Origin of the sequence: Sulfitobacter sp. SK011 (assembly GCF_003352065.1) — a bacterium.
In the GTDB taxonomy this organism is placed as follows: domain Bacteria; phylum Pseudomonadota; class Alphaproteobacteria; order Rhodobacterales; family Rhodobacteraceae; genus Sulfitobacter.
Map to the genome: position 1 here is coordinate 933,226 of NZ_CP025803.1, position 13,439 is coordinate 946,664.

The following is a 13,439-nucleotide window of genomic DNA, read 5'->3' on the forward strand; positions in this document are numbered from 1 at the left end:
GGCGCAAGCGTTGATCCGTCAAGCGCTGTGATGGAGCCTTGGGATGTACGCTCAAGACCCGGCCTCACGCCGCATCAGCAACACCGCCGCGGCCAGGATGGGACCGCGCCGGTCCCGGTCCCACCGTCAGGTATCACATTGAAAAACAACATATCGTAAAGAGCGGCAAAGTTCAGGCTTGCAAAGCTGAAGGGGGCGACAAAATTGGCCCCGGCGGGTGCCGATGTATTGAAGAAACACGTCGCAGAAATAGCCCGGCACATCCCAAGTCCGGCCAGTAACAGCCATTGCGCGCCTCATGGTGCCTGCCAAACCGGTAAGACGGCAACGCACGACAAGATCAAACCCCGCGCATTTTTCTGACAAATATCACTTACCCTATGCGCAACAGCACAGATGGCCGCAGTCTTGAAATTATCCCTTTACGCGACCGGCCTTTGCCCTCTATGCAGGTCCCATGATCACCTGCGCACCTCATACAAACCGACGACGCAACCGTTAACGTTGCCCCGCGCTGCCCCATCTGGGGCTGATCCATGTGCCACGCTTTGGCACTCTTATCCCAAACCCCATTGACGCTTTGTTGCCCCCATGGCCTTCTGGCGTTTTGATGCAGCCCAATCACAGGATGATCCCGATGATCCCATCTGTTCTGCCGACCTATAACCGTGCCTCCCTGAGCTTTGTAAAAGGCGAAGGATCCTGGATGATTGAGGCGGATGGCCGACGTTTTCTTGATCTGGGGGCCGGGATTGCGGTGAATTCCCTTGGGCATGCGCACCCCGCCTTGGTCAAAGCGTTGACGGATCAGGCCCAGGCGCTGTGGCACACATCGAACCTCTACCAGATCCCGCAGCAACAGGCGCTGGCCGATCGGCTGGTTGAACATACCTTTGCCGACACGGTTTTTTTCACGAACTCCGGCACGGAGGCCTGCGAATTGGCCGTAAAAATGGCGCGCAAGTATTTTTATGACAAAGGTCAGCCGGACCGGACCGATATCATCACCTTTTCCGGGTCGTTCCATGGCCGGTCTGCGGCTGGCATTGCGGCGGCGGGGTCTGAGAAGATGACCAAGGGCTTTGGCCCGCTTTTGCCCGGTTTTGTGCACCTTGAGTTTGGCGACCACGATGCGCTGACGGCGGCGATCACGGAAACGACATGCGCCATCATGGTGGAGCCTGTGCAAGGCGAAGGCGGCATTCGCCCCTTGCCGGACGCCTGCCTGAAAGGCCTGCGTGACCTGTGTGATGAACATGGCATTCTGATGATCCTGGACGAGGTGCAATGCGGCGTGGGCCGCACGGGCAAGCTTTTTGCCCATGAATGGGCCGGCGTGACGCCAGACATCATGATGGTCGCAAAAGGCATTGGTGGCGGCTTTCCCCTTGGGGCGGTGCTGGCCACCGAAGACGCCGCCAGCGGCATGACCGCAGGCACCCATGGCTCCACCTATGGCGGCAACCCTTTGGGCTGTGCGGTCGGCTGTGCGGTGATGGACATCATCGCGGACCCTGCCTTTCTGGCCGAGGTAAACCGCAAAGCGGGCCTCATGCGTCAGAAGCTCGAAGGATTGATTGCCGCGCATCCTGACGTGTTTGAAAGCGTGCGGGGGGCTGGCCTGATGCTGGGCCTAAAATGCAAGGCACCCAATACTGATATCGTGACGGCAGGTTACGCTCATGAAGTGATCACGGTTCCGGCTGCGGACAATGTGATCCGCCTTTTGCCGCCATTAACCATCACGGACGAAGAGATCGCCCAAGCCATTGCGCGACTGGACGATGCCGCCGCCAGCCTGAGCGCGCCGTAACCCTTTTTGGCCGTACATATTCCTTTGGCTTCCGGGGGCAGTCAGCCTTCGAAAGCTTTCAGATAGAGAACATCAATGACGCATTTCTTAGACATTCACGAAACATCACCTACCGACCTGCGGGGCATCATCGACAATGCCGCTGAGATGAAATCCGCCCGCGCAGGTCGCCCGAAAGGCGCGCCGGACGACGATCAGCCTCTGAAAGATCATATGGTCGCGCTGATCTTTGAAAAACCATCCACACGTACCCGCGTTTCATTCGACGTGGGCGTGCGGCAGATGGGTGGGCAAACCATGGTGCTGTCAGGGGCCGACATGCAGCTGGGCCATGGCGAAACCATCGCCGACACCGCGCGGGTGCTGTCACGTTATGTCGATCTGATCATGATCCGCACGTTTGAAGAACAAACGCTGCTGGACATGGCCGAATATGCAACGGTGCCGGTCATCAACGGGCTGACCAACCGCACGCACCCCTGTCAGATCATGGCCGATATCATGACGTTTGAGGAACATAACGGCCCGATCAAAGGCAAGAAGGTTGTCTGGTCCGGCGACGGCAACAACGTCTTTGCCAGCTTTGCCCATGCGGCCAAACAATTTGATTTTGACCTCACCTTCACAGGTCCGCCCCCGCTTGATCCCGAGGCCTCGCTCGCGGGGCTTTATACGATTGAGCGTGACCCGGACAAAGCCGTTCAAGGTGCCGATCTGGTGGTGACCGACACATGGGTCTCGATGCACGATCCGCAGTCGGCGCGTGAACGGCGTCACAACCAGTTGCGCGGTTATCAGGTCAATGATGCGCTGATGGCGCGGGCCAAACCGGATGCGCTGTTTATGCATTGCCTGCCCGCGCACCGCGATGATGAGGCAACAAGTGCCGTGATGGACGGTCCCCATTCGGTGATCTTTGATGAGGCCGAAAACCGTTTGCACGCGCAAAAGGCAATCATGCGCTGGTGCCTTGGTAAGTAACCCGCATATCGTGGTGGCTGGTGCTGGGTCCATCGGCTGTTTTGTGGGCGGCGTCCTTGCGGCGGCACGCCATAACATCACCTTGCTGGCGCGACCGCGGATTGCACATGAAATCCGCGCGCATGGGCTGACCCTGACGGATATCGACGGCATGGCCCAACGGGTCGATGTCGAGAGTCTGACCCTGACCGACAAACCAACCTGTTTTGTGGATGCGGATATTATTCTGGTGACCGTAAAATCTGGTGATACCGCGACGATGGCCCGCGCCATAGCGGCCCATGCGCCAGCGCAGGCCCGCGTGATCAGCCTCCAGAACGGGACTGAAAATGCTGAAACACTGCGCGCTGTGCTGGCCAATTCTGATGTGCGCGCAGGCATGGTGCCCTTCAATGTTGTGCCGATGGGGCAGGGTTGTTTTCACCGCGCGAGCAGTGGGGATATCATGATCGAGGCCGGAAGCGGCGCATTGGCCCAGGCATTGCGCGTGCCGCAACTGGCGATAGAGGAAACGGCCGATATCACCCAGATCCAATGGGGCAAGTTTCTGATGAACCTCAACAATGCGCTCAACGCGCTGAGTGGTCTGACCTTGCAAAAACAATTGCGCGACCGCAGATGGCGCAAATTGCTGGCGGACCAATGGGCCGAGGCGCTGCGCATTTTAACGGCCAGCGGCATAGAGCCGTCGTCGGCAATGCCTGTGCCTGTGGGTCTGATCCCCACGATCTTGCGGCTGCCGACGCCGCTTTTTACCTGTGTCGCGACATCGATGCTGACGATTGATGCACAGGCGCACACGTCGATGTCCTATGACCTGATGGCAAAGCGCAGAACTGAAATCGACGCGTTTCAGGGTCAGGTGGTGCGGATGGGGGTCAAAGCCGGCCTTGCGACACCGATCAGCGCGATGGTGGTTGACGTGATGAAGCTGGCAGAAACCGCCAAACAGGGCCTGCCGAACCTGCCTGTCAAGGCACTGCGCCGCGAAATCTAGGGCCTGCTACCTGCGCCGTGCCGACGTTGCCGATTTTCCAAACGCTGCGCGAAATGCACGGGCAAAGCTGGCCTGCGATCCAAACCCTGTCGCCAGTGCGACATCTTGCAGGGGCAGGGCCGTTTGCGTCACCAGACGTTCTGCTTCGGCAAGGCGCAGCGACAGGTAATGCGCCTGAGGTGTTGTGGCCAGACGCGCCTTGAACTGAACCTGCAAGGCGCGCGGACTGACACCCAATCGGCGCGCGAGTGTACGGATCGGCAGGGGGCTGTCCAATGCGGCTTCCATCATCGCATGGGCCCGCGCGGTCAGCGCATTATGGGGCAGCGCGGTGCGGCGGGTTTGCGGTCGTGCAGTCGGGGTTGCCAGATCATAGATAAAGGTGGCGGCAATCTTAGCGGCGAGGGAGCCACCATGGCGGGTGCGCACCAGATGCAACATCATCTCGATCGCCGGGGCCGCCCCGGCACTGGTCAGTCTGCGCTCGCTGATCTGAAACCGGCTGTTCACCAGCTCCACCTGCGGAAATTCTTGGGCGAAATTTTCCATGTCTTCCCAATGGCAGGTGGCTTGATGGCCATCCAAAATGCCCGCGCGCGCCATCACCCATGGGCCACCGTCAATGCCAGCTATGGTCGCGCCGGTACTTGCGATACGGCGAATGCTGGCGCTGAGCGCGGGGGTAGATTGGGCCTCAAGGTCAAAGCCTGCAACGATGAGCAGAAGGTCAGTTTGTTCGATTTTGTGAATGGGTGATGCCGGGATGGGCAGCCCGCTGGTCAACATCACCGGGTGATCCCGCGGGGTGGCAAAACGCCAGTCATAAAGGGGTGCGCCAGCTTGTCGGTTGGCCGCGCGCAGTGGATCGACGGCGGCGGCGAAAGACAGGGTGTTCGAGCCGTCCAGCACCAGAAGGGTGACGTGGCTGGTCTTGATTTTTGCGGATTTCATCAAAGTTGGTTCGCTTTATGCAAAGTTATGGCCGCGAACCTGCGCCAAGATGCGGCCAAACGCAATCACTGCCCCCCAGACAAAGGACACCGCCCATGCCGTTGACCATGAACAATGAGGTTTTCATTACCTGCGCCGTCACCGGATCAGGCGGCACCCAGGACCGCAGTCCGCATGTGCCACGCTCGCCCGCGCAGATTGCGGACAGCGCCATTGCGGCGGCACGCGCGGGTGCCGCGATTGTGCACTGCCACGTGCGTGACCCCGAAACCGGCAAGCCTAGCAGGGATCTGGCATTATACCGTGAGGTGACCGAACGTATCCGCGAATCCGAGACAGATGTGGTGTTGAATCTGACTGCAGGCATGGGCGGCGACATCATCTTTGGGCCAACCGAACATCCGATGCCGCCCGTTGAGGGCACAGATATGATCGGAGCCTCTGAGCGGGTGCAGCATATCGCCGAATGCCTGCCCGAGATCTGCACACTTGATTGCGGCACGATGAATTTCGCTGAGGCCGATTATGTGATGACCAACACGCCCGGTATGCTGACGGCAATGGGGCGGATGATGACGCATCTGGGCGTCAAGCCCGAGATTGAGGCATTTGACACTGGCCATCTTTGGTATGCAAAACAACTAGTTAAGGACGGTGTGCTGGACGCGCCCGCGCTCGTTCAGCTGTGCATGGGGGTGCCGTGGGGCGCACCGGATGATCTCAATACCTTCATGGCGATGGTCAACAATGTGCCCGATGACTGGACGTTTTCGGCCTTTGGGCTGGGGCGCAATCAGATGGCCTATGTCGCGGCGGCGGTGCTTGCCGGGGGCAACGTGCGTGTGGGGTTGGAGGACAACCTGTGGCTTGCAAAAGGGCAACTGGCCGAAAACTGGCAGCTGGTCGAACGTGCGGGCACCATCATCGAAAATATGGGCGCGCGGGTGATTGGCCCGGCCGAAGTCCGTGAAAAACTGGGGCTGGAAAAACGGGCTCCGAAGCCGTGATTTTGGACGGCGGCCTACCGTCGGTATTTCGCCGATTTATCGTCGGTGCGGTGTTGGTCATCTTGGTCGGCTGTACGGCCCCTGTGCAACATGTCGATGGTTACCGCGACACCAATGCGCTGATTGGCGCAACCTCGCGGTTTGATCTGAACCGGTTTGCGGGTGTCTGGACGGTGCGGGAGTATTTCCCCACCGAACGCGCGCTGACCGGATTTACCGTGATGCCGGGGGCGGGTGACACGTTTACCTGGACCGAAACGAGCGGCCAGCCATCCGGCGCATCCGGTGCTGAACAAAGTGCCACCTTGGGCACCATGATTGGGCAGGGGCGGTTCACGCTGGATTGGGATGATCACGCATACTGGGTGTTATGGGTGGACGAAGGCTTCCGTACCGCGGTGATCGGCACGCCCAACGGACGGTTCGGTTTCATCGCGGACCGCAGCCCTAAAGGCGGTGCTGACCGGATCAAGGCGGCGCGGGAGATTTTGGATTTCAATGGCTACGATGTGAGCCAACTACGGGTGCTAAAATGACGAAGACAGCAGCAATAATTGGTGGTGGCGTGATTGGAGGCGGGTGGGCCGCGCGGTTTGTGTTGAACGGCTGGAACGTCCGGGTGTTTGACCCGGACCCGGAAGCAAAACGCAAGATTGCCGAAGTGATGGGCAACGCGCGCAGGTCGTTGCCGGGGCTGACCGATGTGGCGCTGCCCGACGAGGGCGAGATCAGCTTTCATGGTTCCATTCAGGAAGCGGTTCAGGGGGCAAGCTGGATTCAGGAAAGCGTGCCAGAGCGGCTGGACATCAAGCACAAGACCTTTGGCGCAATCCAGCAGGCCTGTGACCCAGAGGCGGTGATTGGTTCGTCCACTTCGGGGTTTAAACCCAGCCAGTTGCAGGAAGGCATGGCGCGCCCCGATCAGATCATGGTCGCGCATCCGTTTAACCCGGTTTACCTGTTGCCGCTGGTTGAACTGGTCCCGCGCGAGGGGTTTGACGGGCCGCTGATTGACCGCGCCAAGAACATATTCGCGTCACTGGGCATGTACGCCCTCCACCTGAAAAAAGAGATCGACGCCCATGTGGCGGATCGGTTCCTTGAGGCGGTCTGGCGTGAAGCCTTGTGGCTGGTCAAAGACGGCATCGCCACTACCGAGGAAATCGACAACGCGATCCGCTATGGTTTTGGCATCCGCTGGGCGCAGATGGGGCTTTTTGAAACCTACCGCGTGGCGGGGGGCGAGGCAGGCATGAAACATTTCATGGCGCAGTTTGGCCCCTGTTTGCAGTGGCCGTGGACCAAATTGATGGATGTGCCGGAGTTTACCGATGAATTGGTGGACCTGATTGCAGGTCAGTCGGATGCGCAATCAGGGCATCATTCGATCCGCGAATTGGAACGTATCCGCGACAACAATCTGGTGACGATGATGCGGGGGCTGAAAGCGCAGGATTGGGGCGCGGGGGCGTTGCTGAACATTCAGGAGAAAATGATGCGCCATGGCACGGCGTTGGGCGCAGTCGCGGACGACCTGAGTGCGGATGAACCTGTGTTGACCGCCCACCGCACCGTGCCGCTGGATTGGACGGATTATAACGGACACATGACCGAAGCGCGGTATCTGCATGCCTTCGCTGATGCAACGGACAGGTTCATGGAGATCATCGGCTGCGATGCGGCCTATATTTCCAGTGGTGGCAGCTATTTCACGGCCGAAACCCACATTCGCCATCTGGACGAAGTGCACGCAGGTGCTGTCATCACCATCACCACCCGCGTGATCGAGGGCGCGGGCAAAAAGATGCACCTGTGGCACGAGATGCGCGAAGGGGAGCGGATGCTGGCGACGGGTGAGCATTTTCTGCTGCATGTGTCGCTGGAGACCCGCAAGCCATCAACACCCAGTTCGGCGATTGAGGCTGCATTGGGACGGTTTGCGGCGGGCCATGGCCGGTTGCCGAAACCAATTGGGCTTGGTCGTGCCATCGGTGCGCCACGGTGAAGCGGTGTTTAATTACGGCGGGGGCCTCCGGTATCGGGCGCGCCATGGCCGAAGGGTTTGACGCCGCAGGTTTTGAGGTGTGGGTGACGGACGTGGACGCCACCGCGCTGGCGGCCTGTCCTGATCACTGGCATGCGGAGCGGGCAAATGCGGCAGACGAGGCGGACATGCGGGCGGTGTTTGCACAGCTTGATGGCCTCGATGTGCTGTGCGCAAATGCGGGTATTGCGGGGCCAACGGCATTGGTCGAAGATGTGGCGCTGGACGATTGGCGCGCCTGTGTCAGCGTCAATCTGGAGGGGGCCTTTCTGGCGGCGAAATATGCAGCCCCTTTGATGAAAAAAGCCCGCAGCGGTTCTATCGTGGTCACCTCGTCCACTGCGGGTCTTTTTGGCTATCCGAACCGCGCGCCATATGCGGCGGCAAAATGGGGCATGATCGGGCTGATGAAGACGCTGGCGATGGAGCTGGGACCGTTTGGCATTCGCGCCAATGCGATTTGTCCGGGTGCGGTCGAGGGGCCGCGCATGGAAGGCGTCTTGGCACGCGAAGCCGCAGCCAAGGGCATGACCCGCGATCAAGTTTATGACGGCTACGCGGTCGGCACGTCGATGCGGTCATTCGTTGAGGCCCGCGATATTGCGAATATGGCGGTGTTTCTGGGCTCGGACGCGGCGCGGTTGGTGTCAGGGCAGGTGATCGCCGTTGATGGGCATACGGAGAACCCTGATCCAAAGGTCTGACCCTAACGGATCAAGGCGCGCATGTCGGTGAGGAAATCGGGAAAGTCACGGGCGGTGCGTTGGGCCTCGCGCACCAGCAAATCAAAATCGCCGGTGAAGGTCTCAATCCGTTGGCTGTCGCGAAAAGCCATGTAATGGCCGCCCGTATAAAGCACAGCCAGCAGCGGGCCAAAAATGGTGATAGGTGCGGAGTAGAGACGGCGGGCGTCAAACTGATAGATGCGCAGCCGCGGGTACAATGCGCGTGAGAGCGTGATCAGCTGATCGGTCTGCGCCAGCCGGATCGCGGCCGTCAGCCCGGTGTAATACCCGGTGGCGCGCACAAAGCTTTCAACCTCGTAAAGCGGCATCGCGATTTCATATTCGGAGCGGGAATTGTGCATCCATTCCTGCCGGTCCCGTGACGCGTTGATGGCCTGTTGTGTGGTGCGCCCCATATGCGGCCCGTATTCCCATGCGAGCATCGCATCGGTTTTCAACATGTCGGGCAGGGTGGCGGGCACATGCCGGATTTTGTAGCCAAGCGCCTCGCGGTGCCAATCAAAGATCTGTTCATCCACATGCGCGCGGGGTGCCTGCGACACTTCAAAGCTGTTGGACAACAGATCAGCTGCGGATTCAGGTCGGTCCGACAAGCCCAGCAACCAGTCGCTTGAGACACCCAAAGCGCTGGCACAGGCCCCGATCAAATGGGCGCTGGGCAGGCGTGCTCCGTCATCGGTCAATGCCTGTGACAGGGTTGACCGATCTGCCTGAATGGCGCGCGCCAGACCGCTTTGGCTGGTGTTGGTCTGTTTCATCGCCACGGCCAACCGCTGACGGAATCGGGTTGCGCGTTCAATTTTGGTCATCATATTCGGCATTCGGTGACAAATATCACAGATGGCGATCAATGTTAACTATTATCGGAATGGTTAGCACGGGGTTCAGCGCGATATCACAAACGCGTTACTGACGTCCACGCAAGGCCATTGATGAATACCCCGCCGACCCTTTTTCCGAACGCCGACAAACAGAAATCTTCTGTCAGACGTGGAACATCAGGGTGGGACTGGCCAACGCTTTGTTTGTTTGCCGGGTGTTTGGCGGTCTGGGCGACGGCACTTTGCCTGCCAGACGGCTGGGCGGGCCTCAGCTTTGGTTTGCTGGTATTTGCTTTGCCTCTGCATTCATCTCTGAGCCATGAGATTCTGCACGGGCATCCTTTTCGCTCAGAGCGGGCCTCGACCGCGCTGGGCCTGATCCAGCCGGGATTGTTTGTGCCGTATCTGAGGTTCAAGCGCCTGCACCTCGCGCATCACAATGATGCCAACCTGACCGACCCCTATGATGATCCTGAGACCAATTATCTGGACCCGGGCGTTTGGGCGAAATTGCCGCGCCCGGTGCAGGTTCTGCTGACAGTGAACAACACTCTTTTGGGGCGCATGGTTCTGGGGCCGCTGATTGGAATGGTGAATTTCATCCGCGCCGACCTTGGGATGATTGCCGCGGGGGACAGGCGGGTGGCGCTGGATTGGCTGATCCATCTGCCCGGCGTGATCGGGGTCTTGTGGGTGGTGTCGCTGTCGGCAGTGCCTATCTGGGTCTATCTGAGCGCCTGTTATGTCGCTTTGTCGATCCTCAAGATACGCACCTTTCTGGAACACCAGGCCCATGTGCGCGCATCGGGTCGCAGCGTGGTGGTCGAGGACCGGGGTCTGTTGGCGCTTTTGTTTCTGAACAACAATTTCCACGTGGTGCATCACATGCATCCAACCGTTTCATGGTACCGTTTGCCGGCGCTCTACCGCGCCCATAGATCGCGGTATCTGCGCCGCAACGATGGCTATGTGTATCGGTCCTATGCGCAGGTGTTTCGCCAGTTTCTGTTCAGACGCAAAGACCCTGTTGCACATCCGCTCTGGCAGCCGCGCGCGGATTAGCGGTATGGGAAGGGATGAACAGTCTCATTCCTGATCTCTGGATCATCGTCAGCATTGCCGCCGCGGTCTTTCAGACCGGTCGTTTCATGTTGCAAAAGCATCTGTCGACAGCAACGCTGTCCGCCGCCGGGGCCACCTTTTCCCGGTTTATCTATTCCGCTCCGTTCATCCTTGGTCTGCTGGCTGTCTACTTGGTGATCTCTGGCAAGCCGATGCCAGCACTCAATCTGAATTTCTGGGTTTACGGCCTGTTTGGAGCGACCGCACAGATCACGGCAACGGTCTGTGTGGTGCTGCTGTTCAAACAACGCAATTTCGCGGTTGGTATAACGTTCAAGAAAACCGAAGTGATCCAGACCGTCCTGATGGGCTGGATCGTGCTGGGCGAAGGCGTGACGATGCTTGGTTTTGCCGCGATCGCCCTTGGCATTGTGGGATTGCTGTTGCTGTCCGGGGGCGAGGACGCGCAGGGCTGGCACATGGGGCAGGTGAACAAACGGGCGGCCGCCCTTGGGATTGCGTCCGGGTTCTTGTTCTCGATCTCGGCAGTGACCTACCGGGGCGCGAGCCTGACGCTCATCGAAGATGATCCGATCTTGCGTGCCACCATCACATTGGCCGCTGTGGTTGTGATGCAAACGCTGATCATGATGGTCTGGCTGCGGCTTCGTGAACCGGGCCAGATGCGCGCGGTCTGGTCTGCGCGGCGTGTTGCCGTGTGGATCGGGCTGACCTCGATGGGCGGCAGCCTGTGCTGGTTCATCGCGTTCACCTTGCAGAACGCAGCCTATGTCAAGGCGCTGGGCCAGGTGGAGTTGATCCTGAGCGTCGCGGCCTCAACCTTGTTCTTTCACGAACGCATTACGGGGCGTGAATGGGCGGGGATGGCAGTGCTGGCGGCCTCCATCCTCATGCTCGTGCTGGTGATCTGATACGGACATCCGAGTCTCAATTCGCTATGGCGTTGAGCACCCAAAACACCAGTGCAGACATTGTTGCGGCGGCGGGCACCGTGATCACCCAAGCCGCAACAATGGTCATGAAATGCGAGCGGCGCACCAGTTTGCGGCGGCGGCGTTCTTCGGGGGCGATGCGCTTGACGGTCCCGGCCTGCACATCCGGGCGGCGCAACCGCCGTTCCATATGCCATTCGCGGTAAAAGCCCACGCCAAAGACGCCGCCCACCGCGATATGGGTTGAGCTGACGGGCAGGCCCAGCCAGCTGGCGACAATCACCGTGATTGCCGCCGACAAGGCCACACAATAGGCCCGCATTGGATTGAGCTTGGTGATCTGGCTGCCGACCATGCGGATCAGTTTGGGACCAAAAAGAAACAGCCCGAATGAGATACCAAAGGCCCCGATGACCATGACCCAAAGCGGGATCACCACCTTGGCCTCGGACACCCCGAACTCTGTTGCATGCACAATCGCGGCCAATGGTCCCACGGCGTTGGCCACATCATTGGCCCCATGCGCAAAGCTGAGCAGGGCAGCAGAGAACACCAAAGGCAGACCAAAGAGCAACTTGACCGACTTATTGCGGTTTTCCATGCCTTCGGATTTGCGCCGGATCATCGGTGTCGATATCGCAAAGGCCAGGGCCCCGACAACAGCGCCAATCAGCAGCGCTGTAGGCATGTCAACGTCGATCACCTTCTTAAGGCCTTTAAGCGCCAGATAGACGGCAAAAACCCCGGCCATAATGCCCACCAGCACGGGGACCCAAATGCGTGCCGCGGCGATCTTGTCGTGTTGATAGATGATGCGTGCCTTGATGAATGCCAAAAACAAAGCGGCGACACCACCGCCCAGCACCGGCGAAATGACCCAGCTTGCCGCAATCAGGCTCATGGACGACCAGTTGACCGCGCCAAGGCCCGCAGCGGCAATACCAGCCCCCATGACCCCGCCCACAACAGAATGTGTGGTAGACACCGGCGCGCCGACCCATGTCGCCAGATTGACCCACAAAGCAGACGAGATCAGCGCCGCCATCATCGCCCAGACAAAGACTTTGGTATCCGCGATCGAGGCTGGATCAATGATGCCCTTGGAAATGGTCGAGACAACGTCGCCGCCGGCCAAAAGTGCCCCGGCACTTTCGCACAGGGCGGCAATCAGGATCGCACCGCCCATGGTCAGCGCGTTGGCCCCCACCGCCGGCCCCATGTTGTTGGCCACATCATTGGCACCGATGTTCACGGCCATGTAGGCCCCGAAAATCGCTGCCACAACAACGACAAAACTTACCGGCGTTTGGCCAAAGAAAACGGCCGCAGCAACACCGGCCAGCACCATGAACGCAAGCGCAATGCCCATGCCGACCATCGGGCGTCCGACATAGGCGGTGGCCAGTTCAACCTGACTGATGCGGTTAAGGTCTGTGTCCAGCGTTTTCCACTGGCTGCCCTGCGGTGTGTTGGCCATGCCCAGTTATCCCCCCGGAAACAAATTTGGTCGCGGATGAGGTGACATAGACCGCGTGCCCGTGCAAGCGCGTCATTGCAGGTCTGTTACAAAATGGTGACGTTCAACAGGGGGCTAAAGAGCCCGCAAAATCGCCTTGAGGTCAGGCTCGTCCACCAGGTTTGCGGCCTCTTGCGGGGCAAACCATGCGCGTTTTCGCAGGTTCGAATCTGGATATTCCTCGCTCAGGTTGCGCACGCGGGTCAGATATACCCGCGCCTCAACCGGCACGGTCAGGCCTTCGCCGAGACGTTTGTCGTATGCGTAAAGGCCGACCGGTACCGATTCAATATCGGCCTGTTTGACACCGGCTTCTTCCCAGGCTTCCTGCAAAGCCGCACCGGGCCCGTCGAGCCCGTCAATTGGCCAGCCCTTGGGCACGATCCAGCGTCCGGTATCCCGACTTGTGATCAGCAAAACACGTTTTCCTTCGTCCGTATCACGGTAACAAAGTGCGGCAACCTGCACCCGTTTGGGTCGGCGCAATATCGGCATGAACATATCTGCCCATGCGCGTTTAAAGACGTGCATCATTATGAGTATCCAGA

General features: G+C 59.4%; 13 protein-coding genes. 9 read left to right on the forward strand and 4 right to left on the reverse strand.

Going from position 1 to position 13,439, the window contains the following annotated elements:
• Nucleotides 1–637 precede the first annotated feature (637 nt).
• The 3 genes from C1J02_RS04520 (at nucleotide 638) to C1J02_RS04530 (ending at nucleotide 3,791) form a co-directional block, all read left to right on the forward strand.
• Nucleotides 638–1,813 carry an aspartate aminotransferase family protein gene (locus C1J02_RS04520; protein ID WP_114880372.1) on the forward strand — a complete coding sequence of 392 codons (1,176 nt, stop codon included), beginning with the start codon at nucleotides 638–640 and terminating at the stop codon, nucleotides 1,811–1,813.
• A 75-nt stretch (nucleotides 1,814–1,888) separates the two neighbouring features.
• Nucleotides 1,889–2,794, forward strand: coding sequence for an ornithine carbamoyltransferase (gene argF, locus C1J02_RS04525; RefSeq protein WP_114877527.1), 906 nt, complete (start codon nucleotides 1,889–1,891; stop codon nucleotides 2,792–2,794).
• On the forward strand, nucleotides 2,784–3,791 hold the full coding sequence (locus tag C1J02_RS04530; RefSeq protein WP_254693201.1) for a 2-dehydropantoate 2-reductase: 1,008 nt from the start codon (nucleotides 2,784–2,786) through the stop codon (nucleotides 3,789–3,791). The genes argF and C1J02_RS04530 overlap by 11 nt, the downstream gene beginning before the upstream one ends.
• Nucleotides 3,792–3,797: 6 nt before the next feature.
• On the opposite strand, the gene C1J02_RS04535 is transcribed toward C1J02_RS04530, so the two are convergent.
• Complete coding sequence (locus C1J02_RS04535; protein WP_114877529.1) at nucleotides 3,798–4,742, reverse strand: GlxA family transcriptional regulator; 945 nt, start codon at nucleotides 4,740–4,742, stop codon at nucleotides 3,798–3,800.
• 95 nt (nucleotides 4,743–4,837) lie between these two features.
• Here C1J02_RS04535 and C1J02_RS04540 point away from each other — a divergent pair, with 95 nt between their 5' ends.
• The 4 genes from C1J02_RS04540 to C1J02_RS04555 are packed head-to-tail and all read left to right on the forward strand — an operon-like array spanning nucleotide 4,838 to nucleotide 8,497.
• The gene (locus tag C1J02_RS04540) at nucleotides 4,838–5,749 is read left to right on the forward strand and encodes a 3-keto-5-aminohexanoate cleavage protein (RefSeq protein WP_114877530.1); all 912 of its coding nucleotides are present in this window, start codon (nucleotides 4,838–4,840) and stop codon (nucleotides 5,747–5,749) included.
• On the forward strand, nucleotides 5,746–6,285 hold the full coding sequence (locus C1J02_RS21110) for a lipocalin family protein (protein ID WP_254693202.1): 540 nt from the start codon (nucleotides 5,746–5,748) through the stop codon (nucleotides 6,283–6,285). The genes C1J02_RS04540 and C1J02_RS21110 overlap by 4 nt, the downstream gene beginning before the upstream one ends.
• A complete protein-coding gene (locus tag C1J02_RS04550; protein WP_114877531.1) occupies nucleotides 6,282–7,754 on the forward strand; it encodes a carnitine 3-dehydrogenase in 1,473 nt (490 codons plus the stop codon). Before C1J02_RS21110 ends, C1J02_RS04550 begins: the two co-directional genes overlap by 4 nt.
• Nucleotides 7,751–8,497, forward strand: a complete 747-nt coding sequence (locus C1J02_RS04555) for an SDR family oxidoreductase (protein WP_114877532.1) — start codon at nucleotides 7,751–7,753, stop codon at nucleotides 8,495–8,497. The genes C1J02_RS04550 and C1J02_RS04555 overlap by 4 nt, the downstream gene beginning before the upstream one ends.
• Before the next feature lie 2 nt (nucleotides 8,498–8,499).
• Here C1J02_RS04555 and C1J02_RS04560 read toward each other — a convergent pair whose 3' ends face one another.
• Nucleotides 8,500–9,360, reverse strand: a complete 861-nt coding sequence (locus tag C1J02_RS04560) for a helix-turn-helix domain-containing protein (RefSeq protein ID WP_114877533.1) — start codon at nucleotides 9,358–9,360, stop codon at nucleotides 8,500–8,502.
• Nucleotides 9,361–9,471: 111 nt separating this feature from the next.
• Here C1J02_RS04560 and C1J02_RS04565 point away from each other — a divergent pair, with 111 nt between their 5' ends.
• A complete protein-coding gene (locus C1J02_RS04565; protein WP_114877534.1) occupies nucleotides 9,472–10,422 on the forward strand; it encodes a fatty acid desaturase in 951 nt (316 codons plus the stop codon).
• 14 nt (nucleotides 10,423–10,436) lie between these two features.
• On the forward strand, nucleotides 10,437–11,354 hold the full coding sequence (locus C1J02_RS04570; protein ID WP_114877535.1) for a DMT family transporter: 918 nt from the start codon (nucleotides 10,437–10,439) through the stop codon (nucleotides 11,352–11,354).
• Between the two features lie 16 nt (nucleotides 11,355–11,370).
• Here the strand turns inward: C1J02_RS04570 and C1J02_RS04575 are convergent, their stop codons facing one another.
• The gene (locus tag C1J02_RS04575; RefSeq protein WP_114877536.1) at nucleotides 11,371–12,852 is read right to left on the reverse strand and encodes an inorganic phosphate transporter; all 1,482 of its coding nucleotides are present in this window, start codon (nucleotides 12,850–12,852) and stop codon (nucleotides 11,371–11,373) included.
• 114 nt (nucleotides 12,853–12,966) lie between these two features.
• Nucleotides 12,967–13,425 carry an NUDIX hydrolase gene (locus C1J02_RS04580; RefSeq protein WP_114877537.1) on the reverse strand — a complete coding sequence of 153 codons (459 nt, stop codon included), beginning with the start codon at nucleotides 13,423–13,425 and terminating at the stop codon, nucleotides 12,967–12,969.
• Nucleotides 13,426–13,439: the final 14 nt, after the last annotated feature.